The sequence below is a fragment of the Bradyrhizobium sp. AS23.2 genome, assembly GCF_001908185.1.
In the GTDB taxonomy this organism is placed as follows: domain Bacteria; phylum Pseudomonadota; class Alphaproteobacteria; order Rhizobiales; family Xanthobacteraceae; genus Bradyrhizobium.
Map to the genome: position 1 here is coordinate 32,722 of NZ_LGHM01000047.1, position 21,854 is coordinate 54,575.

The window sequence follows — 21,854 nt, forward strand, 5'->3', positions numbered from 1 at the left end:
CCAGCCGATGACCGCCATGATCGACGTCACTGATGCCAAGAAGACCTTTACGATGCACCTGCAAGGCGGCATCGAATTGCCGGTGGTCCGCGGCGTGACCTTCCACGTCAACCCGGGCGAATGCGTCGTGCTGTCCGGCCCGTCCGGCGCGGGCAAGTCGTCGATCCTGAAGATGATCTTCGGGAATTACCGCTGCGACTCCGGCCGCATCGGCATCCGCCATCGCGGTGCGCTGATCGATCTCGCCACGGCCGAGCCGCGGCAGGTGCTCAACATCCGCCGCTCAACCATCGGCTATGTCAGCCAGTTCCTGCGTGCGGTGCCGCGCGTTGCGACCATCGACGTCGTCGCCGAACCCCTGATCGTCACTGGCATGGCACGCACGGAAGCGCAGCAGCGCGCGGGCGCGCTCCTGCATCGTCTCAATATCCCCGAGCGGCTCTGGCAGCTTCCGCCCGCCACCTTCTCCGGCGGCGAGCAGCAGCGCGTCAACATCGCGCGCGGCTTCATCTCGGACCTGCCGATCCTGCTGCTGGACGAGCCGACCGCCTCGCTCGACGCAGCAAACCGTGCTGTCGTGGTCGAGCTGGTTGCCGAGAAGAAGCGCCAGGGCGTCGCCATGGTCGCGATTGTGCATGACGACGAGATCCGCCATCTGATTGCCGACCGCATTGTCGACGTCACCAGCTTTGCCGCCGCGGCCTGAAGGAAGACAAGGAAATGAACGCCAAGCCGAAGGAAACCGTGATCGCCAACGCCAGGATCGTCCTGGCTGACCGGGTGATCGAACAGGGTTGGCTCGCTCTCGCCGATGGACGCATTGCCGACGTCGGCGAGGGCAGGGCGCCCGCGGGCGCGGAGGATGCCGGAGGCGACCTGATCATGCCCGGCCTGATCGAGCTCCACACCGATCATCTCGAGGCGCACTACGTGCCGCGGCCAAAGGTGTTCTGGAATCCGGTCGCGGCCGTCATCTCCTATGACGGCCAGCTCGCCACATCAGGCATCACGACCGTGTTCGACTCGCTCCGGGTCTGGCGCGAGGACGGTGCCGAGGAAGTCGATGGCCGCGCCGGCGTGCTCGCCGCCGCGATCACCACCGCGCGAGACGCCGCCCTGCTGCGTGCCGACCATTTCCTGCATCTGCGCTGTGAAATCCCGATGCCGAGCGTGGTCGAGGAGGCCAAGGAGCTGATCGACCGTCCCGACGTCCGGCTGATGTCGTTGATGGACCATACCCCCGGCCAGCGCCAGTTCCGCGACGAGGTCAAGCTGCGCGACTATTACCGCGGCAAGGGCGGTGGCAAGACCGATGCTGAGCTCGACGAGCTGTTCGCGAAGCGCTCCGAGTATCAGAAGGCCTATGCCGCGACCAACATGCGCCAGATCGTGGCGCTGGCGCATGAGTACAAGATCCCGCTCGCCAGCCATGACGACACCACCGACGAGAACGTTGCGGATGCCGTGCGCGATCGCGTTTCGGTGGCGGAATTTCCGACCACGCTGGAGGCCGCGCGCGGCCTGCATCAGGCCGGCATCGACATTTTGATGGGCGCACCGAACGTGGTGCGCGGCGGCTCGCATTCCGGCAACATCGCCGCGGTCGATCTCGCCCGCGAAGGCCTGCTCGACATCCTGTCGTCGGACTACATCCCGTCGAGCCTTTTGATGGGCGCGCTGCAGCTGCCTGAGCATGTGCCGGCGATCAGCCTTCCTGCGGCGGTTCGTACTGTTACGAAGACGCCCGCCGAGGCGGTCGGCCTGTCCGATCGCGGCGAGGTCGCAGTCGGCAAGCGCGCCGACCTGATCCGCGTGCATGTCGCGGGCAGCGTTCCCGTCGTCCGCAGCGTCTGGCGCGAAGGGCGCCGTGTCGCATGAGCGAGACCATGACCACGGCGCCGGAGCAGGCGGGCGGGATCGGACCCGGGCGGCTCGTGCTCGTGGTCGGTCCGAGCGGCGCCGGCAAGGACACGCTGTTGCGGCTTGCGCGGGCGGCCTGCATCGACGATCACGAAATCGTCTTCCCGCGCCGTATCGTGACGCGCGAATCGTCCGCCGACGAAGACAATGTCGCGCTCGGTGCTGACGAATTCCGCCGCGCGCGGGAGCATGGCGATTTCGCCGTGCACTGGGAGGCGCACGGGCATTCCTATGCCCTGCCGCGCGAAATCAACGATGATATCCGCGCCGGGCGCGCGGTCGTCGCCAATGTCTCGCGCACGGTAATTGGCGCGCTGCGCCAGGCCTACGCCAATGTCGTGGTCGTCGCGATCACGGCGCCGCCGGACGTGCTGGCGCAGCGGCTCGCCGCGCGCGCGCGTCACAGCGACGGCAATATTGCGGACCGGCTCGCGCGCAGCGTCGATGATGCATCGGCCAGTGCCGATGTTACTATCCTTAACGCCGGTAGCGCGGACTATCACGGTCGCCAGCTCGTGCGCGTCATCAGGAATGAATGCTGGCGCGAGTAGTCGCCGGCAGAACAGGAGAGAGTGGAATGACGGTGATCAATACGGTCGAGGAACTAGAAGCCATCTACGGCGCCACAAGTGATGCCTCGACCGTGAAAGTCGCCGACCACGTCACGCCGCTCTACCGCATCTTCATCGAGAAGGCGCCCTTTGCCGCGCTCGCGACCATCGGGCCTGAAGGCATCGACTGCTCGCCGCGCGGCGATCTCCCCGGCTTCGTTCGCATTCATGACCCGAAGACGTTGATCCTGCCGGATCGCCGCGGCAACAACCGGGTCGATTCCTTGCGCAACATCGTGCGTGATCCGCGCGTGTCGCTGATGTTCCTGATCCCGGGTTCCGGCAACGCGGTCCGTGCCAACGGCCGCGCTCATCTCTCGATCGATCCGGAGCTGCTGGCGTCCTTCAAGGTCGACGGCAAGGCGCCGCGCAGCGTCATGGTGATGAATGTCGAGGAAATCTACTTCCAGTGCGCCCGCGCGATCGTCCGCTCCGACCTCTGGAATCCCGACAAGCGCGTCGATCCCAAGACGCTGCCAACGCCCGGCCAGATCCTCGCCGAGATGAGCCAGAACAAGATCGGCGGCGCGGAATACGATCGCATTTGGCCCGAACGCGCCGCCGCGACGATGTGGTGAGCTCTAACCTTCTCCCCGATGCCTCTTCTCCCTCTCCCCGTTCTTACGGGGAGAGGGTCGGGGTGAGGGGCCTCTCTCGACACGGGAGATAGCTGAGGGACCGGTACCCCCTCACCCGGATCGCAAGAGCGATCCGACCTCTCCCCGCAAGCGGGGGCGAGGTAAAGAGGCAGCTCGCCTCTAATTAAACGCCATCCCGCCGCTCAGCGCGATCGTCTGCCCCGTCATGTAGGCGTTGTCGACCAGCAGCATCACGGCCTTCGCCACCTCCTCCGCCGTGCCGAAGCGGCCGAGCGGGATGCGGCTGATGAGTTGCGGCTGGCCGCTCATCATGTCGGTCTCGATCAGCGATGGCGCCACCGCATTGACGGTGATGCCCTCCTTCACGAGACGCGCCGCATAACCTCGCGTGAGGCCCTCGATGCCGGCCTTGGATGCATTGTAGTGCGGGCCGATCGAGCCGGCGCCGCGTGCTGCGCCCGAGGAGATGTTGACGATGCGGCCCCATTTCCTGGCGCGCATCGAGGGTAGAATGGCCTGCGTGCACAGGAATACGGATTTCAGATTGACCAGGATCGTCCGGTCGAAATCGTCCTCAGTGAGATCGTCGACGCCGCGCGTGATGGCGATGCCGGCGTTGTTGACCAGGATGTCGACCGGTCCGAGGCCGGCCGTGACGCGCTCGACCATGTTGGCCACCGCCTCGCGCTGTGAGACGTCTGCGGCAACGACGATGGCACGGCCGCCTTGCTTGCCGATCTCGCCCGCCAATTGCTCGGCCTGCTCGATCCGCTCGCGGCAATTGATCGCTACGGCCGCGCCGGCGTCGGCCAGCAGGCGGCAGACCGCAGCACCAATTCCGCGCGAGCCGCCGGTGACGAGTGCCGTGCGCCCCTTCAGATCATTCGCCATCTCTGGACCTCCCAAATTGTCTGCCTTGTGGTTGCCCCGAGCGTATCATGCGGGTCGCACGCCGGTGTTGAACTCATCGCGAGATGAATCAGGCTGTCAGCTGTTGCTGCGGGAGAAGCGCCCCAGCGTGTGGATCGCAAATATGGATAGCCATTTCATTGACCAACTTCGCCATTGGCTCGATATTCGAGGCGTCGAAACTGCTCCTTGAGCCGAAGCCGCAAGATGAGAACCGATCACCGGCGTAATCCAGGCGACATGCGCGAATGCATGACGCGGCGCTGTTTCTCGGCGGCAACGGGCGCCTGTTGTTGTTGCTGATCGCCTCCTAGCAGCATCTCACACCGCAAATCCCAAGACAGGAACGCCGAAATTCCGGCGAACGAGCAGTCATGTCCCAATCCCAGTCGAACGCCTACATCATCGAGATCCACGACCGCGCCGCCGGCATCATCACAAGAGATGAGCGCGGCTTCCGTTTCTTCTCCTCCGAGCGCCTGTTCGACAGTCTCGAAGGCCGTCAGTTCCGCTCGGCCCGCGAAGCGGAGCGTGCCGCCCGCGCCGTGTTCTCCGAGCGGAGCCGGCGCGCGATTTCCTCACTCCTCACCAACTGAACCGGACTCGAAGGATCGCAACATGATTGTACGACGACATCTTCTGACCGCAGCGCTGCTGCTCGCGACCGCCGTCGCCGCACCCGTGCATGCCGAGGAAAAACCGGCGGAAATCCGCATCGGGACCCAGAAGGGCGGCTTCTTCCCGGCCGTGCGCCAACGTCAAACGCTCGAAAATGCTTTCAGGCCGCTCGGCATCGAGATCAAGTGGATCGACTTCCAGTTCGGACCGCCGTTGCTGGAGGCTATCAATGTCGGCAGTGTCGATTTCGGCTTCGTCGGGGATACACCGCCGATCTTCGCGCAGGCTGGCGGCGCAAAGATCCGTTACGTCGCGGCCGTGAAGTCCGAGGGCGACAATCAGGCGATCATCGTGCCGAAGGACTCGCCCATCAAGACGCTGGCCGACCTCAAGGGCAAGCGCGTCGCCTTCGGCAAGGGATCGAGCGCGCACAATCTCCTGGTCGCCGCGCTCGAGAAGGCCGGGCTCTCGTGGTCCGACATCGCGCCGGCGCCGCTCGCGCCGGCCGATGCGACCGCGGCCTTCGTCAAGGGTTCGGTCGACGCCTGGTCGATCTGGGATCCGTATCTGGCGCTCGCCGAGTTGAAGGAGAGTGCCCGCGTTCTTGTCTTCGACAAGGACGTCCACAAGCCGAATGCCTACTATATCGCCAACACCGACTTCGTGGAGAAGTATCCGGCGCTGGTCGCGAAACTCAACACGACCTCCGCCTCCGAAGGCGTGTGGGCGGAGTCGCATCACGAGGACGTAGCCAAGGCGCAGGCCGAGGCGACCGGCGTGGATATTCAGGCCGTCCGCCGCTTCGTCAACCGCTCCACCTATAGCGTGGTGCCGCTCGACGCGGAGGTGGTCAAGCGTCAGCAGGCCGTTGCCGACCGCTTTGCCAGGCTCGGCCTGATCCCGAAGCCGGTCAACGTCTCCGACATCGTCTGGAAGTGGACGCCTGGCTCCTGAGCCCGCGGCCTCGATCAACTGCGGCGGCGCGCCCTGGTGCGTGCCGCCTTCTTTGCGGCGGCGGCGCGGACCTTGGCGCCTTTGGTATGGCTTGCCTTGCGCGCGGCGGCAGAACGCGACGCGGCGCTTCGTTGGCTCGCGGCGCGCTTGCCCTGCTTCGACAACGCGCTTCGCGATGCAGTCGAGCGCGGCTCCTTCTTCAGGACGCCTTCGACCGCGCGCGATACGCGGGGCCGGCGCTTCGGGGTGCGTTTGCCTTGGCCGACCTCATAGGCATATTTGGCGCTGCGGCGCGTCGACTTCTTGGTGCGCCCTTTGCGCGGTGGCGGCAGTTCGACGCCGGCGCGGCGCGCCTCGGAAAGGCCGATGGCAATCGCCTGGCGCGTCGAGCGCGCGCCATGCTTGCCCTTTCGGATCTTGTCGATCTCGTCCTTGACGAATTCGCCGGCCTGCGTGCTTGCCGATTTGCCCGCACGCTTGTCTTGCCTGGCTTTGCGGATGACTTCCTTTCTTGGCATGGTCGGGTTCCCCTCTGAGAATCGCAGGGATGTCCGACCGCAACGCGCAACGCGGAAGATTGATCCTATCAGCCCCTCAATGCCGCGAGCAGTTCATCCGGCCGCTCGGCCATGATCATGTGGCCGGCGCCCGGCACCACGACGGTCTTCGCGTGCGGGATCGCGGCCGCGAGCGCCTTGCCCGCCTTCGCCGGCGTCATCATGTCCCGCTCGCCGAGGATGAGGGTGGCAGGCACTTTCACGCTCGCGGCAGCGGTCAGCGCATTTGCATAGGAGTTGCAGGCGGACAAATCCCTGAACAACACACCCGGCTCGCAAGCTTGAAGCACCGCCTGCGCGCCGCCATGCATCCACAGGCCCGGCGCGAGGCTGCCGCCGAGTTCGGCCCTGAAGCCGAGTCCCCAGATCGAGACCATGTCGAGGGCGTCCTGCTCGTTGGCTTCGGCTGCCTTTAGCAGATCCGGACCGACAGTCATGGTCGCGGCGGTGCCGATCAGGCTCAGCGCAGAGACCTTGTCGGGATGCCGTGCCGCCGTCTCCAGCGAGATCAGCGATCCCATGGAATGGCCGATCAGATGCGCCTTCGCGCTGCCAGCCGCATCGAGCAGCGCTGCCGTCCAGTCGGCCATTTCCGCAATGCTCGACAGCGAAGGCCCGGCCGAACGGCCATGACCGGGCAGGTCGGGTGCGAGCACGGCAAAGCCGTGATGGGCGAACCAGCGCGTATGCAGCGCCCAGGTCGAGTGGTCGAAGCCGGCGCCGTGGATGAAGACGACTGCGGGCAGGGACTTGTCGAATTCGCGGCCGCCGGTTGCGACAAACACCTCGGCGCCGTTGATGGAAAGCTTCATGGCTTCAGACCTTCTGCGAGAGGCGCAGCGCTTGGGAGAGATCGTCGATGATGTCGGACGCCGTCTCGATGCCGACCGAGAGCCGCACCAGCTCCTCGCCGACACCGGCGGCCTTGAGTTGCTCGGCATCCATCTGCTGATGCGTGGTCGAGGCGGGGTGGATCACCAGCGTCTTGGCGTCGCCGACATTGGCGAGATGGCTGATCATGCGCAGCGATTCGATGAACTTGCGTCCCGCGGGCCGGCCGCCCTTGATGCCGAAGGAGACGATCGAGCCGGCGCCGCGTGGCAGGAGCTGTTTGGCGAGCTGATAGTCAGGGTGGTTTTCCAGCGAGGGATGCAGCACCCAGTCGACGGCCTTGTTGGACTTCAGCGCTTCCAGCACCAGGTGCGTATTCTGCATGTGGCGGTCCATCCGCACGCCGAGCGTCTCCACGCCCTGCAGGAGCTGGAACGCGTTGGTCGGCGACAGGCAGGCGCCGAAATCGCGCAGGCCCTCGGTGCGTGCACGCATGATGAAGGCGGCAGTGCCGAACTGTTCGTCGAAGACGATGCCGTGATAGCCGCCATAGGGCTCGGTCAGCACGCCGAATTTGCCGGAGCCGCGCCAGTCGAACCGGCCGCCGTCGACGATGGCGCCGCCGATGGCGATGCCGTGGCCGCCGATCCATTTCGTCGCCGAATGCATGACGATGTCGGCGCCAAGCTCGATCGGCCGGCTGAGATAGGGCGTGGCAAAGGTGTTGTCGATCAGCAGCGGGATCTTTGCATCATGCGCCATGGAGGCGACCTTCGGAATGTCCAGCACCTCCAGCCCGGGATTGCCGATGGTCTCGCCGATCACCAGCCGTGTGTTCGGCCTGATCGCCGCGCGCAACGCATCGTGATCGCGCGGCTTCACGAACGTCGTGGTGATGCCGAAGCGCGGCAGCGTGTGCGCCAAGAGGTTGATGGTGCCGCCATAGAGCGAGCTCGATGCAACGATATGATCGCCGGCATTGAGCAGCGTTGCGATGGCGAGATGCATCGCGGCCATGCCGCTGGCGGTACAGATCGCACCGACGCCGCCTTCCAGCGCCGCGAGCCGTTCTTCGAGGACGCCGGTGGTGGGGTTGGAGATGCGCGTGTAGATGTGGCCGGCGCGCTCGAGATTGAACAGCGCGGCCGCGTGGTCGGAATCCTGGAACACGTAAGACGTGGTCTGGTAGATCGGCACCGCGCGGGCCCCGGTCGCGGGATCCGGATGCTGGCCCGCGTGCAGGCTCAGGGTCTCGAAGGCGGGCGGCTTGGGCGCGGGCATGCGTGGCCTCGTTGGTCGGTCGGCGGAGGCCGCCCTTGTGCCACAAAAACGCGGGGCGCGTCAGCCCATTGACAGCGTCGTATGACGGCCCGCAGCGCTAGCGGGTGACGCTGTTGCCGCCGCGGCGGTGTGCTCCCTCGCCCCGCTCGCGGGGAGAGGGTTGGGTAAGGGGGCTCTCCTCGGGGTCGGTGAGAGTTGGACTCCGGCGTCATTGCGAGTCAACGGGTCCGCGCGAAGCGCGGCCCGATGACAGGCTCCGCGAAGCAATCCAGAATCTTTCCGCGGTGGGATGCTGGATTGCTTCGCTGCGTTCGCAAAGACGAGCGTGGTCGAGAGTCTTCCCAGCATCGTAGTGTAACCGGTCGCCTCGTGCGGCTCGCGTTAATCCTTCGGTAAGACCGGAGACGCTGCACGGCAATTTCGTGGCGTAACTGAGTTCTTAACGAATTGCCTTTAATTTGCGCATTCCCACCTCGTGATGGCCTGCGCACTGATCTTCGCGTGCGGAGTCCAGCAACACCGAAGAGGCAGAATGCCCGCTCTCAAGAACCTGTTTTCCCTTCGCTCGATCGGCGCCAAGCTCGCGCTCATGACCATGGTCGGCGCGATCTGCATGGCGCTGGTCGCCTCGACCGTTCTGTGGATCGCCCGGGGCCAACTCGTCACCGAGCGCGTCGAGAAGGCGCACGCCGTGGTGGACGTGGTCTGGAACCTCGCCGACGGCTATTACAAGGCCTACAAGGCGGGCCAGATGACCGAGGAGGAAGCCAAGAAGCGCTTCATCGAGGCCAACGATAAAATCTGGTACGAGGACCATACAAACTACGTCTATATCTATGACTACGAGACCGGGCTTTGCGTCTCCAATCCCGGCTTCCCGAATTTCGTCGGCAAGGACATGCGGCCCAACAAGGACGCTGAGGGCAAGCCTTTCGCTTTGACGCTGATGGACATCGCGAAGAAGGGCCACGGCACGCTGCGCTATTCCTTCCGCCGCACCAGCAACGATCCCACGGCGTTCGACAAGGTCTCCTTCACCCGCGGCTTCGCGCCGTGGAACATGATGATCGCATCCGCCGAATACATGTGGGAGGTCGACAACTCATTCTGGTCGATGGCCCAGACCGCCTCGATGGTTATCGCCGTCCTGATGCTGATCTCGATCGCGATCGCCTGGGCCGTCGGCCGCAGCGTGGTGAAGCCGCTGGCGGGGCTGAAGGAGCGCATGGCCTCGCTGAGCGCGGGCCAGCTCGATGCGCCGGTGGCTTATGCCGATCGCCGCGACGAAATCGGCGAGATGGCGCGCACCGTCGAGGTATTCCGCGACGCCATGATCGAAACCAACCGGCTGCGCGAGGAGCAGGCGATCACCGAGCAGCGCCAGGTCGAGGCCCGCAAGGTCGACATGAGCCGGCTTGCGGATCAATTCGAACGCGAAGTCGGCGAGATCATCGAGCTCGTCTCGGTTGCCGCCGGCCAGCTCGAGACGTCGTCGACGACGTTGTCGAAGACCGCCGACACCGTCGCGCAGGTCTCGGGCCGTGCGTCCACGGCTTCGGGCGAGGCGTCCGCGAACGTTCATTCCGTCGCGGCGGCGAGCGAAGAGCTTGCCTCCTCCATCGGCGAGATCAGCCGTCAGGTCGAGACCTCGGCGCGGATCGCCGGCGAAGCCGTCAGCCAGGCGCAGAAGACCGATACGCGGATCAGCGAGCTGTCGCAGGCCGCGAGCCGGATCGGCGACGTCGTCGATCTGATCCAGACCATCGCCGGCCAGACCAATCTCCTGGCGCTGAACGCAACCATCGAGGCTGCGCGCGCCGGCGATGCCGGCCGTGGCTTCGCCGTGGTGGCGTCCGAGGTGAAGACGCTTGCCGAGCAAACCGCGAAGGCGACCGACGAGATCAGCCAGCAGATCTCCGACATCCAGTCGGCGACGCGGGATTCGGTCGCGGCGATCAAGGAGATCGGCGCGACGATCGGGCGGATCTCGGAAATCTCGGCTGCGATCTCGGCCTCGGTCGAGCAGCAGGGCTCCGCCACGCAGGAGATCTCCCGCAACGTGCAACGTGCGGCGTCGGGCACCTCGCAGGTCGAGACCAGCATCGCCGACGTCCAGCGCGGTGCGTCGGAAGCCGGGAGCGCCTCCGCCCAGGTGCAGTCGGCCGCGCAATCGCTCGCCAATGAGAGCTCGCGCCTCAAGCGTGGCGTCGCCGGCTTCATGAGCTCGATCAGGGCGGCGTAAGCGGCTTTCCGTTGCGGCCATCCTTCGAGACGCCCGCTATGCGGGCTCCTCAGGATGAGGTCTCGTGTTGCGGCAAAGCCTTAAACCCTCATGGTGAGGAGCCCGCCGAAGGCGGGCGTCTCGAACCATGAAGGCCGAGCGCTCAATCCCGGCGATCACGCCGCCGGTTGTGCGGCCAGCCTGTCGCGCACCTCGGCAGCGATCTCGAACGAGCGCAGCCGCGCGGCGTGATCGTAGATCTGCCCCGTCGTCATCAGTTCGTCCGCGCCGGTCTCCGCGATCAGCATCTTCAGCTTTTGCTCGATGACAGCGGGCGAGCCGACTGCGGAGCAGGAAAGCGACTGGCCGACGCCGGCCTCCTCCGCAGGAGACCACAGCGTGTCCATGTCGTCGACCGGCGGCGGCAGCGGTCCGGGCGTGCCGCGGCGCAGATTGATGAACTGCTGCTGCAGCGAGGTGAACATGCGCTGCGCCTCAAGGTCGCTGTCGGCGGCGAAGACGTTGACGCCGACCATTGCGTAAGGTTTTTCGAGCTGCGCCGACGGCTCGAACCGCGTGCGGTATTCATACAGCGCCTGCATCATCATTTGAGGCGCGAAATGCGAGGCGAACGCGAACGGTAGCCCAAGCATGGCGGCAAGCTGCGCGCCAAAGGTGCTCGAGCCGAGGATCCAGAGCGGCACCTTCAGGCCCATGCCGGGCACGGCGCGGATCGCCTGGTTCGGCTGGACGTCGCCGAGCAGCGCCTGCAATTCCAGCACGTCATGCGGAAAATTCTCGGAGCTCGTCGCGAGATCGCGCCGCAGCGCCCGCGCGGTGAACTGGTCGGTGCCCGGCGCACGCCCGAGCCCGAGATCGATGCGTCCCGGATAGAGTGATTCCAGCGTGCCGAACTGTTCGGCAATGATCAGCGGCGAATGGTTCGGCAGCATGATCCCGCCGGACCCGACCCGGATCGTCTTGGTCCCGCCCGCGACATGCCCGATCACCACCGACGTCGCCGCGCTCGCGATGCCCGTCATGTTGTGATGCTCGGCAAGCCAGAACCGCTTGAAGCCCCAGGCCTCCGCATGTTGGGCGAGATCGAGCGAATTGCGGAACGCCTGCGCCGCATCGCCACCCCTTCGGATGGGAGCGAGGTCGAGTACGGAGAAGGGGATCATGTGTGGGCACCGGGTGGGGCGCGCGGAACGCGCGAGCCTCATATGTAGTGCTTGGCCATGGTAATGCTAGCGCGGCCGGGAGCGCCAGCATTCTCCGCATCGGTGGCAGCTACAGCAAGCCACGCTTGTGCTGGGTGATGATGATGACGCGAATGATGCAGTCCGATATCGACTCGCCGGGCCGCCTTATCTTGTGCAGCCGTTGCCACGTCTGCTCATCGATCGGTATCTGCCATTTGCCGCTTGCCAGGCGCTGTCCGGTATCGTCGGACGGGAACTCGGCCGCAATCAGAGCGCGGCACTCGTCGGTGATTTCAATATCCGGCATTGTTGGCAGGTCTCGCGGACGGTGTGGTCGCGCGCAGCCCTCGCCCGATCTGGAGAGATCAGCCAGTTAAATCGCGGTAACAACCGATCCATCCGAAGCCAATGCCAGTCATCCTGATCAAGGACGAGGAGCGCGACATCTGGACGCGGTCGCCGCAGCGCGCTACGGCGCCACCAATGGATGACTTGCCGAAAATTGAGAGGCGCGGCGCAGAGAAGGAAGATCATTCAGTGGCTTGGGGTCTCAATCCCGCAGCTATGACGCTGAGTGCGTCGGCCTCGTCGTCGCCAGACATTACCGTTCCTTCACAACCTTGACGCGATTTAACAAGGCTTCCGTGGGCGGCTCGGCTAAACCACGAGTGGCGGGGTGTCCTCCAGAAGCGAGATAACGCCGTGAAGTTTGACGAGCAGGAACGCACAGCGCTGACGGATGCAGGCTTTGCTGTCGCCGACAACAACAAGGCGGCCTATGTCGAAGCCGTCGTCGTGATTGCCGCGCACGACGACGAAACCTATTGGCTGACGTTCTCCCTGCCGGTGTGCGTCGTGCCACGCGAGCAGATCGCCGCTGCGATCACGGATAGCTACGCAGCTCGGCGGAGCGAACTTCAGTGAAGCTGACTTTTCCTCATGCACGGCTGAAGACGCTGTGGGATGAGGCCGTCCGGCAATGGCCAGTTTCGGTGCGTGCCATGAACGACCGAAATTTACCCGGTTTCTGGCTTGTCGGTAGCCAAGGCATCTATCTCGTGCACAGCGGCGCCAGGCCACGGGGCAGCGTGACTGTGGCCTACGCAAACGAATGCGACCCGCTCAAGGTGCCGGTCCAAAGTTGGTTGGGTATCAAGCGCGCCATCTTCGGCGACAGCGACGGGAGGGAATTTGTCGATCTGGTCATGATCGGCACTGCCGTCGATGCCGGCGCTGACGTCGAGGTGACGTTTGAGCCTGACACGATGACGGTAACTGTCGTAGAAAAAGGAACGGCGAGCATACGATTGCAGTCGCTGCGCAACCGAGGCAAGGATGACACTACGTCAGGGCGTCGGGCTGAGACCTGACTGGGGGCTGGCAGACAGGATTGAACCATCGCCCTCGCGCCGGTGCTGGTTTTGACCCGGCGGGCAAAACACCCACCTCACACGAAAATTCGTCAATCCTCCTCCGCAAAAATATTCCACTTTACAGAAATTCGGAATTGCGGCATTCTTCCTGCCATCCCGGTCCAAGAAGAGGGGCGATCGTACGTCGTCACGAACGTGGGCCGGGGTGCGGTGGACGCGGCAGCGCCGGCGCGGATGTGTTGGGCAGGGCGGGCAGAGGATTGAGCCGAACTCCGTGAGCTCCACGCAAGCCGTGTTGAACGGACGGCGCCCGTATCCGGCGAAGCCTCTGGGCGGAGCCGGATCGCTGCGTACGGCTAAACCGTGTGGTCCTGGCTGTCGTTGCTACAGCCAAGCTTCCGCGAAGATGCCTTGGCCCAACCGGGCGCGGGCATCACCTGTTCGCGAAGCGACGGTGACAACAGGAATTCGTCGCCGGGGAGAGCGCGGCATAAGCCGTCAGCCCATCGCGCAGGGAAGGCCGGGTGTATTCCGGCCCACCTGTTTTCCGTTGTGCATTTGCGTGTGCGCATCTTCAGCACAGCGGACCATGGGTGCCAGCCGGCACCCGGTCTTCCCTGCGCCCTCTTCACGGAAGAGGGGGAAGGACCAAAGCAAAACTCGGGCGTCTGATGCCGCGAGAATGCTGATGCGTGCGTGATTTGACTGAAGGAATGGTGCTGCCAGACAGGATTGAACTGTCGACCTCTCCATTACCAATGGAGTGCTCTACCACTGAGCTACGGCAGCATGTGCTGGGATAAGAATCGGCCGCCAAGGGGGCCTACCAAGCGGGCCGATATCTGCCACAAGCCCCCCTCCTGTGCAAGCTTGCAGGACCTGTCAAAATGAGAAAATCGGGTCGATATCGAGGCCAAAATGCCTGTTTTGGCTTGAAACGACCGAGTTTCCACCGATTTGAGTTCCGATATCCCCGGCCAACCGGCCAGTTGGCTTAAGTCTCGGATTCGATCCATTTTGGAGTTTCGCACGATCGGATCGCGCGGGGCACTTGAGCTGCCATTTTCCTGGGGCATGTTATCGCCGATCGGTGGGATGGATCCGTGATGGCTGACGAGAACGACAAGAGCACGAGGCAGGCGAGGGCGTCCCGGGACGACCGCCTGAAATCGGCGCTGCGCGAAAACCTGAAGCGGCGGAAGGTGCAGGCGCGCGAACGCGCCGCGATCGCCGAGCCCTCGCAGAACGACGATGGTCCCCTGGATGAGGGGATCGGCGGGAAGGCCGGTGGCTAGAATTTTTTGGAGCGTGTAACGTGGCAATGGGGCAGTACGAGGTGCAACGAACCGATGGTGGTGCGCCGATGTCGCGGTTCACACGCCCTGAACAGACCTTTCCGACGCTGACATCAGCCGAGATCGAGCGGATGCGGCATTTCGGCGAGGTCCGCACCTATACCGATGGCGAATTCCTGTTCGAGACCGGCAAGCCCGGGCCGGGCTTGTTCGTCGTGCTGAAGGGCCATGTCGCCATCACCCAGCGCGACGGGCTTGGTCATGTCGCTCCACTGATCGACCAGGGGCCGGGGCAATTCCTGGCTGAGCTCGGCCAGCTCTCCGGCCGGCCGGCGCTGGTTGACGGCCGCGCCGAAGGCGATGTCGAAACGCTGCTCTTGCCGCCGCACCGCCTGCGCGCACTGCTGGTCGCCGAGGCCGAGCTCGGCGAGCGCATCATGCGCGCGCTGATCCTGCGCCGGGTCAACCTGCTTCAGGGCGGCATCGGCGGTCTGGTGCTGATCGGACCGTCGCATTCGGCCGGCGTGGTGCGATTGCAGGGGTTCCTCACCCGCAACGGCCAGCCGCATCATCTGCTCGATCCCGACCGGGATAGCGACGCCGCCGAGGTGATCGCGCGCTATTCGCCGAAGCCTGAAGACTGGCCGCTGGTCGTCACCGCCGGCGGCGCGGTGCTGCGCAACCCCAGCGAAACCGAGGTCGCGCGCGCGATCGGCATGATCGGCGGCCCGCGCAACGACCGCATCTATGATGTCGCGATCGTCGGCTGCGGACCGGCGGGGCTCGCCACCGCGGTGTATGCGGCGTCCGAAGGGCTTTCGGTCGCCGTCCTCGACACCCGCGCCTTTGGCGGCCAGGCCGGCGCCAGCGCGCGCATCGAAAACTATCTGGGCTTCCCGACCGGCATTTCCGGTCTGGCACTGACCGCGCGCGCCTTCAACCAGGCCCAGAAGTTCGGCGCCGATATCATGATTCCGGTGACGGTGAAGTCACTCGACTGCACGCGCACTGATGGTGCGTTTTCGATGGCGCTCGACGGCAGCGATCCGCTGCGTTCGCGTGCGGTGGTGGTCGCAAGCGGCGCGCGTTATCGCCGGCCGGAGATCGCGAATCTCGACAAGTTCGAAGGCCGTGGCGTCTGGTACTGGGCTTCCCCGGTCGAGGCGCGCCTCTGTGCCGGCGAGGAGGTGGCGCTCGTCGGCGCCGGCAATTCGGCCGGGCAGGCCGCCGTGTTCCTGTCGGGGCACTCCAAGAAGGTGCTGATGATCATCCGCGGCGGCGGCCTGGGGGCCAGCATGTCGCGCTACCTCATCGAGCGCATCGAGGCGACGCCGAACATCGAATTGCTCTTCAACACCGAGATCACGGCGCTGGAAGGCGACGAGGCATCGGTGCTGCGGCGCATCCGCTGGAAGAGCCGGCTGTCGAGCGACGAGGATTCCGCCGATATCCGCAATCTCTTCTTGTTCGTCGGCGCCGACCCGGCCACCGGTTGGCTCGATGGCTGCGGCGTGACGCTCGATCGCGGCGGCTTCGTCGTCACCGGCGCACAGTCCGAGCAGAATCAGGGTCGGCTCGTGGCTCCGCTCGAAACCTCGGTGCCCGGCGTCTACGCGGTCGGCGATGTCCGCGCCGGCTCGGTCAAGCGTGTCGGCGGCGCCATCGGCGAAGGCGCACAGGTCGTGGCCTCCCTGCACGGCTATCTCGGCGACGCCGCAAAACCGGCGCTTTAGTCAAGGACAAGACAAGCAAACGGCAAGTGGATTGTGACTTGCCATCTTGCCGTGTCCCACAGACTATCCCCTCATCCTGAGGAGCCGCGACAAGCGGCGTCTCGAAGGATGAAGGCCCGGAACAACGACCTGGGCCTCGATGGTTCGAGACGCGTGCTTCGCACGCTCCTCACCATGAGGATCTACAAACAAAACGCTTAATGGGAGGAACCAAATGGCTGAACTCGTCGTGCTCTACAAGACGCCCAAGGATGCTGCAGCCTTCGACAAGCATTATGCCGAGAACCACATTCCGCTCGCCAAGAAACTTCCCGGCCTGAAAAAATACGCCGTCAGCAAGGGGCCGGTCGGCTCCCCCGCCGGACCTTCCGGAATCCACCTCGTCGCCATTCTCACCTTCAACAGCGTGGCCGACATCCAGGCGGCATTCGGCAGCGCAGAAGGCAAGGCGGCGGCGGGCGACGTGCCGAAATTCGCCAGTGGCGGCGCCGACCTGCTGATCTTCGACACCAAGGAAGTCTGAGCGGGCGCCGCGCCGGTTCGCTGATCGCGGGCCGGCGTTGCGGCGATCGCTTCAATTTTCGTCGAAACCTGCTGTCGTTTGTGACAGCGATGCAAAAAATTGGAGCACGCGTTTGTCGATTCGCACGACGACGAATGGCTACGCGCATATATGATGCCGGCGCAGGTGGTAATCCGATGAGGACCGTAATACCAATCTCCTGATCTCAATGCTGGAAGCGTAGGAGAGATGCCATGGTACTTGGGTTGAGCCTGCCCGCCTTCACGATGGTCCATGTCATCATCAGCCTGATTGCCATCGTCGCCGGCTTCATCGTGATGTTCGGCCTGCTCGGCTCGAAGTCGATGCCAGGCCTCACCGCGATCTTTCTGCTGTTCACGATCCTCACCAGCGTGACCGGCTTCCTGTTTCCGTTCAAGGAGCTGTTGCCGTCGCACATGATCGGCATTCTCTCGCTGGTGCTGCTCGCGATCGCCTGCATCGCGCTGTACGGCATGAAGCTCGCCGGCGTGTGGCGACCGGTCTACATCGTGACCGCGATGATCTCGTTGTATTTCAACGTCTTCGTGCTCGTGATCCAGTCGTTCCTGAAGATTCCGGCGCTCGCCGCGCTCGCACCCGCCGTGCCGCCGGCGCCGCCGTCTGGCCCCGTGTTTGCCGTGGTGCAGGGCATCGTGCTGGTGTTCTTCGTGGTGGTCACGATCGGTGCATGGCGCCGCTTCAGGCCGATGGCGTTTGCCTGATCGCCAGCGCCCGTCATTCCGGGGCGTCGCGCAGCGACGAACTATGGTGCGCAATTGCGCACCTGAGAATCTCGCTCGAAAATATCTGGATTCCGGGTTCGCGCTGACGCGCGCCCCGGAATGACCGTTTCTAACTGAAGGAGCTCTGCAATGCCCACCATCACCACCAAAGACGGCGTCGAGATCTTCTACAAGGATTGGGGCTCGGGCCAGCCGATCGTGTTCAGCCATGGCTGGCCGTTGTCGTCCGACGACTGGGACGCGCAGATGATGTTCTTCGTGACCCATGGCTACCGCGTCATCGCCCATGACCGCCGCGGTCACGGCCGCTCGTCTCAGGTCGCCGACGGTCACGACATGGATCACTACGCCGACGATCTCGCGGCTGTGACGGCGCATCTCGACCTGAAGAATGCCATTCATGTCGGCCATTCCACCGGCGGCGGCGAAGTCGTGCACTACATCGCGCGCCACGGCGAGAGCCGTGTGGCCAAGGCCGCGATTCTCTCCGCGGTGCCGCCGCTGATGGTGCAGACTGCGGCCAATCCCGGCGGCCTGCCGAAGAGCGTGTTCGACGATCTCCAGGCGCAGCTCGCCGCAAGCCGCACGCAGTTCTATCGCGACCTCCCCGCCGGCCCGTTCTATGGCTACAACCGGCCCGGCGCAAAACCGTCGGAAGCGGTGATCCAGAACTGGTGGCGCCAGGGCATGATGGGCGGCGCGAAGGCGCATTACGACGGCATCGTCGCGTTCTCGCAGACCGACTTCACCGAGGACCTGAAGAAGATCAACGTGCCGGTGCTGGTGATGCACGGCGACGACGACCAGATCGTGCCCTACGCCGATTCCGCGCCGCTGTCGGCCAAGCTTCTGAAGAACGGCACGCTCAAGACCTACAAGGGCTTTCCGCACGGCATGCCGACAACGGAAGCGGCGACGATCAACGCGGACCTGCTGGCGTTCTTCAAGGCGTGAGGGCGGCAACGGCTCGTTAGTTCGAGCGCTCGATGTGTGACGTTCTCTTCCCCTCTTCTTGTGGGAGAGGGTGTCTCGCCGCGTAGCGGCGAGACGGGTGAGGGGGTGCCTCCGCGAGCGCCCCTTTCGCAGTTGTGTTCGCGGATAGAACCCCTCATCGGCGGCTATTACGGTCCGAACTGGTTCTACGAATTGGAGGGGCCGCCGGGGCCGGCGAGGATCATGCCGCAGGCGAAGGATTTGGCGGTCGCCGCCATGCTGTGGGATGTCTCGGCGACGCTGACCGGTGTATCCTTCGACGAGATCGCGGCCGCCGCATGAGCCGCGACTTCGGTGGGGAAGTCCCCGATGCGAGTCATCGTCTTCGGCGCGACCGGCATGGTCGGGCAGGGAGTGCTGCGCGAGTGCCTGATCGATCCCGGCATCGAGCGCGTGCTCGTGGTCGGCCGCAGCCCGACCGGCGTGCGCAACGCCAAGCTCACCGAGATCATCCATGGCGATTTCACGGACTATTCGGCGATCGAGGCGAAGCTCACCGGCTTCGATGCCTGCTTCTTCTGCCTCGGTGTCTCCTCGATCGGCATGAACGAGGAGCGCTACCGCCATCTCACCTACGACATCACGCTCGCTGCTGCGACGACGCTGGCGCGGCTTAATCCACAGATGACGTTTGTCTACGTCACCGGCGCAGGAACCGATTCCACCGAGCAGGGGTCGCTGATGTGGGCGCGGGTCAAGGGCAAGACCGAGAACGATCTGTTCACGCTGCCGTTCAAGGGTGCCTACATGTTCCGGCCGGGCGCGATCCAGCCCCTGCACGGCGCCCGCTCCAAGACCGCCTGGGTGCAGGCCGTCTACGATGTGAGCTGGCCGCTGTGGTCGGTGCTGCGTCGGATCGCACCGCGGCATGTGACATCGACCGAGCAGATCGGCCGCGCCATGATCCGCGTCGCCCGGGATGGGTATCCGCGGAGGGTGCTGGAGATGGAGGATATCAATAGCCTCTAGTCCGCCGGCCCGTTAGTTCTAAGGAAATTTCCGCGCCCGCGCGCGTTGAGCGGTATCGGTCCCCCCCAAGGAGTAATGTCGGCGATGTCTCCCCAGCTCAAGATGATTGCGCTCGACGCCGACGATCTCGCGGTGATCTCCACCCATGTCCAGGACGCCCGCGTTCAGGCTTCCGACATCATCTGGCGGCAAGGCGAGAAGCGGCTCGTGATCGGCATGAGCCGGCTGGACTGGGAGCAGACGCTTGAGGGCGAGGCCGAGCCGCGCCGGCTGGTCGCCGCGCTCCGCTTCGACCGCGTGCTCGCCTGCAAATCGCGCAACATCGATCTCGCCGCGGCGGACAAGGTTTTGGACCTCATCGGCATCGAATTTCATCCCCGGGACGGCCGTGCCGAGGAGCCCAGCGGCAGCGCCCTGCTTTTGTTCGCCCAAGGCGGCGCCATCCGCCTCGACGTCGAATGCCTGGAATGCGAGCTGACAGACCTCGGGGCGGACGAGCTGGGGATCGGGCTGGAGATCGAGGGGGAGGGGTGAGGTGGCCGGTATACCAGCCAAACCAGCTCAGGCCGTCGCCGGAACGGCACCTCCCAAGGGGTGTGCCAAGGGTTTATTGCCAAGGGTTGACGCAGCTTCCCCGCCGCGCCATTGAGCAGGGGCCTGGTAAGCCAAACCACGCCCCCAAAACCTGCCAGAAGCCAAGCCAGATATGCCCGTTCGTCTCGACCGCAGCAGCGCCGATTTTGACCAGCGATTCGCCGCCTTCCTCGCCGCCAAGCGCGAGGTCTCGGCCGACGTCGAGGCCGCCGCGCGCGCCATCGTCGACGATGTGGCGAAGCGGGGCGACGCGGCCCTGCTCGAGGCCACGGCAAAGTTCGACCGGCTGACGCTGGATGCCGCCTCCTTGCGCGTCACCGCCGCCGAGATCGAGACCGCCGTGAAGGCCTGCGACGACGCGACGCTGGATGCGCTCAAGCTCGCGCGTGACCGCATCGAGACCTACCATCGCCGCCAGCTCCCGAAGGACGAGCGCTTCACCGACCCGCTCGGCGTCGAGCTCGGCTGGCGCTACACCGCAATCGAATCCGCCGGCCTCTACGTGCCCGGAGGCACCGCAGCCTATCCGTCCTCGGTGCTGATGAACGCTGTGCCCGCAAAGGTCGCCGGCGTTTCGCGCCTCGTGATGGTGGTGCCGTCGCCTGACGGCAAGCTCAATCCGCTGGTGCTGGCGGCAGCTTCGCTCGGTGGTGTCACCGAGATCTACCGTGTCGGCGGCGCGCAGGCCGTGGCCGCGCTCGCGCACGGCACCGCAACGATCGCACCCGTCGCCAAGATCGTCGGTCCGGGCAACGCCTATGTCGCCGCCGCAAAGCGGCTGGTGTTCGGCAAGGTCGGCATCGACATGATCGCCGGCCCCTCGGAGGTGCTCGTCATCGCCGACGACACCGGCAATGCCGACTGGATCGCCGCCGATCTGCTGGCGCAGGCCGAGCACGATGCCAGCGCGCAGTCGATCCTGATCACCGATTCCGCGCGCCTTGCCGCCGATGTCGAGAAGGCCGTCGAAGCGCAGCTGAAGACGCTGCCGCGCGCGGCGATCGCGGGCAGCTCCTGGGCCGATTTCGGCGCCATCATCATGGTGAAGACTCTCGCTGACGCCATTCCGCTTGCGGATGCGATCGCTGCCGAGCATCTCGAGATCATGACGACCGATCCCGACGCGCTCGCCGCGAAGATCCGCAACGCCGGCGCGGTGTTCCTCGGCGCGCATACGCCGGAGGCGATCGGCGATTATGTCGGCGGCTCCAACCACGTGCTGCCGACGGCGCGCTCGGCGCGGTTCTCCTCGGGGCTGTCGGTGCACGACTTCATGAAGCGCACCTCGATCCTGAAATGCGGCCCGGATCAGTTGCGTGCGCTGGGGCCGGCCGCGATGACGCTCGGAAAGGCGGAGGGGCTGGACGCCCATTCGCGCTCGATTGGATTGCGCCTCAATCTGTCATGACAAAGCCGCCCGAACAGGACGACTCGACCAATCGCATTGTCGCGGTCAGCCTCGACGAGGATTCGATTGGCCGTTCGGGGCCGGACATCGAGCATGAGCGCGCGATCGCGATCTACGATCTGATCGAGCAGAACCTGTTCGCGCCTGACGGGGCGGATGGGAAGGGCCCGTTCACGCTGCATATCGGCATCACCGGCAACCGGCTGATGTTCGACATCCGCCGCGAGGACGGCACGCCCGTGGTCGCGCATCTGTTGTCGCTGACGCCGTTCCGGCGGATCGTGAAGGACTATTTCATGATCTGCGACAGCTACTATCAGGCGATCCGCACCGCGACCCCGGACAAGATCGAGGCCATCGACATGGGCCGTCGCGGCATCCATGACGAGGGATCGCGCACGTTGCAGGAGCGGCTGAAGGGCAAGGTACGGGTCGACTTCGAGACCTCGCGCCGGCTGTTCACGCTCATCACTGTCCTGCACTGGAAGGGCTAAGC

General features: G+C 64.9%; 24 protein-coding genes and 1 tRNA gene. 18 read left to right on the top strand and 7 right to left on the bottom strand.

Going from position 1 to position 21,854, the window contains the following annotated elements; all coding sequences use genetic code 11:
- Positions 1–7 precede the first annotated feature (7 nt).
- Genes phnL through AC630_RS10895 form a run of 4 tightly spaced genes read left to right on the top strand, consistent with a single transcriptional unit; the run spans position 8 to position 3,109 of the window.
- Positions 8–706: a phosphonate C-P lyase system protein PhnL gene (gene phnL / locus AC630_RS10880; protein WP_074118660.1), complete on the top strand. Its 699-nt coding sequence runs from the start codon at positions 8–10 to the stop codon at positions 704–706.
- Between the two features lie 14 nt (positions 707–720).
- A complete protein-coding gene (locus AC630_RS10885) occupies positions 721–1,878 on the top strand; it encodes an alpha-D-ribose 1-methylphosphonate 5-triphosphate diphosphatase (protein ID WP_074118537.1) in 1,158 nt (385 codons plus the stop codon).
- On the top strand, positions 1,875–2,471 hold the full coding sequence (phnN, locus tag AC630_RS10890) for a phosphonate metabolism protein/1,5-bisphosphokinase (PRPP-forming) PhnN (protein WP_074118538.1): 597 nt from the start codon (positions 1,875–1,877) through the stop codon (positions 2,469–2,471). Before AC630_RS10885 ends, phnN begins: the two co-directional genes overlap by 4 nt.
- A gap of 26 nt (positions 2,472–2,497) precedes the next feature.
- On the top strand, positions 2,498–3,109 hold the full coding sequence (locus tag AC630_RS10895) for a pyridoxamine 5'-phosphate oxidase family protein (RefSeq protein WP_074118539.1): 612 nt from the start codon (positions 2,498–2,500) through the stop codon (positions 3,107–3,109).
- 180 nt (positions 3,110–3,289) lie between these two features.
- Here the strand turns inward: AC630_RS10895 and AC630_RS10900 are convergent, their stop codons facing one another.
- Positions 3,290–4,021: an SDR family NAD(P)-dependent oxidoreductase gene (locus AC630_RS10900; RefSeq protein WP_074118540.1), complete on the bottom strand. Its 732-nt coding sequence runs from the start codon at positions 4,019–4,021 to the stop codon at positions 3,290–3,292.
- 392 nt (positions 4,022–4,413) lie between these two features.
- On the opposite strand from AC630_RS10900, the gene AC630_RS10905 reads away from it, so the two are divergent.
- Both AC630_RS10905 and AC630_RS10910 read left to right on the top strand, forming a co-directional pair.
- Positions 4,414–4,635: a hypothetical protein gene (locus tag AC630_RS10905; RefSeq protein WP_074118541.1), complete on the top strand. Its 222-nt coding sequence runs from the start codon at positions 4,414–4,416 to the stop codon at positions 4,633–4,635.
- Between the two features lie 22 nt (positions 4,636–4,657).
- Entirely contained in the window at positions 4,658–5,611 is a 954-nt protein-coding gene (locus tag AC630_RS10910) for an aliphatic sulfonate ABC transporter substrate-binding protein (RefSeq protein WP_083636190.1), read from the top strand.
- A 14-nt stretch (positions 5,612–5,625) separates the two neighbouring features.
- On the opposite strand, the gene AC630_RS10915 is transcribed toward AC630_RS10910, so the two are convergent.
- The 3 genes from AC630_RS10915 to AC630_RS10925 form a co-directional block, all read right to left on the bottom strand.
- The gene (locus AC630_RS10915) at positions 5,626–6,129 is read right to left on the bottom strand and encodes a DUF6496 domain-containing protein (RefSeq protein WP_074118542.1); all 504 of its coding nucleotides are present in this window, start codon (positions 6,127–6,129) and stop codon (positions 5,626–5,628) included.
- A gap of 68 nt (positions 6,130–6,197) precedes the next feature.
- Positions 6,198–6,980 (bottom strand): alpha/beta fold hydrolase, encoded by a 783-nt coding sequence (locus AC630_RS10920; protein WP_074118543.1) that lies wholly within the window; start codon positions 6,978–6,980, stop codon positions 6,198–6,200.
- A 4-nt stretch (positions 6,981–6,984) separates the two neighbouring features.
- A complete protein-coding gene (locus tag AC630_RS10925; RefSeq protein ID WP_074118544.1) occupies positions 6,985–8,280 on the bottom strand; it encodes an O-acetylhomoserine aminocarboxypropyltransferase in 1,296 nt (431 codons plus the stop codon).
- A gap of 532 nt (positions 8,281–8,812) precedes the next feature.
- On the opposite strand from AC630_RS10925, the gene AC630_RS10930 reads away from it, so the two are divergent.
- Positions 8,813–10,522: a methyl-accepting chemotaxis protein gene (locus tag AC630_RS10930; RefSeq protein WP_074118545.1), complete on the top strand. Its 1,710-nt coding sequence runs from the start codon at positions 8,813–8,815 to the stop codon at positions 10,520–10,522.
- Between the two features lie 155 nt (positions 10,523–10,677).
- Here the strand turns inward: AC630_RS10930 and AC630_RS10935 are convergent, their stop codons facing one another.
- Positions 10,678–11,685 carry an LLM class flavin-dependent oxidoreductase gene (locus tag AC630_RS10935; protein ID WP_074118546.1) on the bottom strand — a complete coding sequence of 336 codons (1,008 nt, stop codon included), beginning with the start codon at positions 11,683–11,685 and terminating at the stop codon, positions 10,678–10,680.
- A 109-nt stretch (positions 11,686–11,794) separates the two neighbouring features.
- The gene (locus AC630_RS10940) at positions 11,795–12,013 is read right to left on the bottom strand and encodes a hypothetical protein (protein WP_074118547.1); all 219 of its coding nucleotides are present in this window, start codon (positions 12,011–12,013) and stop codon (positions 11,795–11,797) included.
- A 395-nt stretch (positions 12,014–12,408) separates the two neighbouring features.
- Here AC630_RS10940 and AC630_RS10945 point away from each other — a divergent pair, with 395 nt between their 5' ends.
- The gene (locus AC630_RS10945) at positions 12,409–12,630 is read left to right on the top strand and encodes a hypothetical protein (protein WP_074118548.1); all 222 of its coding nucleotides are present in this window, start codon (positions 12,409–12,411) and stop codon (positions 12,628–12,630) included.
- Positions 12,627–13,076, top strand: a complete 450-nt coding sequence (locus tag AC630_RS10950; protein WP_074118549.1) for a DUF3085 domain-containing protein — start codon at positions 12,627–12,629, stop codon at positions 13,074–13,076. Before AC630_RS10945 ends, AC630_RS10950 begins: the two co-directional genes overlap by 4 nt.
- A gap of 717 nt (positions 13,077–13,793) precedes the next feature.
- On the opposite strand, the gene AC630_RS10955 is transcribed toward AC630_RS10950, so the two are convergent.
- Positions 13,794–13,868 (bottom strand) — tRNA-Thr (locus AC630_RS10955).
- Positions 13,869–14,185: 317 nt separating this feature from the next.
- Here AC630_RS10955 and AC630_RS10960 point away from each other — a divergent pair.
- The 9 genes from AC630_RS10960 to AC630_RS11005 all read left to right on the top strand — a co-directional run bounded on the left by AC630_RS10960 (position 14,186) and on the right by AC630_RS11005 (position 21,852).
- Positions 14,186–14,374: a hypothetical protein gene (locus tag AC630_RS10960; RefSeq protein WP_074118550.1), complete on the top strand. Its 189-nt coding sequence runs from the start codon at positions 14,186–14,188 to the stop codon at positions 14,372–14,374.
- A 26-nt stretch (positions 14,375–14,400) separates the two neighbouring features.
- Complete coding sequence (locus tag AC630_RS10965; RefSeq protein WP_074118551.1) at positions 14,401–16,107, top strand: FAD-dependent oxidoreductase; 1,707 nt, start codon at positions 14,401–14,403, stop codon at positions 16,105–16,107.
- 214 nt (positions 16,108–16,321) lie between these two features.
- Positions 16,322–16,630: an EthD family reductase gene (locus tag AC630_RS10970; protein ID WP_074118552.1), complete on the top strand. Its 309-nt coding sequence runs from the start codon at positions 16,322–16,324 to the stop codon at positions 16,628–16,630.
- 233 nt (positions 16,631–16,863) lie between these two features.
- The gene (locus AC630_RS10975) at positions 16,864–17,373 is read left to right on the top strand and encodes a hypothetical protein (RefSeq protein WP_074118553.1); all 510 of its coding nucleotides are present in this window, start codon (positions 16,864–16,866) and stop codon (positions 17,371–17,373) included.
- 150 nt (positions 17,374–17,523) lie between these two features.
- Positions 17,524–18,348 carry an alpha/beta fold hydrolase gene (locus tag AC630_RS10980; RefSeq protein ID WP_074118554.1) on the top strand — a complete coding sequence of 275 codons (825 nt, stop codon included), beginning with the start codon at positions 17,524–17,526 and terminating at the stop codon, positions 18,346–18,348.
- 348 nt (positions 18,349–18,696) lie between these two features.
- Complete coding sequence (locus AC630_RS10990; RefSeq protein WP_074118556.1) at positions 18,697–19,356, top strand: NAD(P)H-binding protein; 660 nt, start codon at positions 18,697–18,699, stop codon at positions 19,354–19,356.
- An 84-nt stretch (positions 19,357–19,440) separates the two neighbouring features.
- On the top strand, positions 19,441–19,890 hold the full coding sequence (locus tag AC630_RS10995; protein ID WP_074118662.1) for a DUF2948 family protein: 450 nt from the start codon (positions 19,441–19,443) through the stop codon (positions 19,888–19,890).
- A 172-nt stretch (positions 19,891–20,062) separates the two neighbouring features.
- Positions 20,063–21,358 carry a histidinol dehydrogenase gene (gene hisD / locus AC630_RS11000; protein ID WP_074118557.1) on the top strand — a complete coding sequence of 432 codons (1,296 nt, stop codon included), beginning with the start codon at positions 20,063–20,065 and terminating at the stop codon, positions 21,356–21,358.
- Positions 21,355–21,852 carry a UPF0262 family protein gene (locus AC630_RS11005; RefSeq protein WP_074118558.1) on the top strand — a complete coding sequence of 166 codons (498 nt, stop codon included), beginning with the start codon at positions 21,355–21,357 and terminating at the stop codon, positions 21,850–21,852. Before hisD ends, AC630_RS11005 begins: the two co-directional genes overlap by 4 nt.
- Positions 21,853–21,854 lie beyond the last annotated feature (2 nt).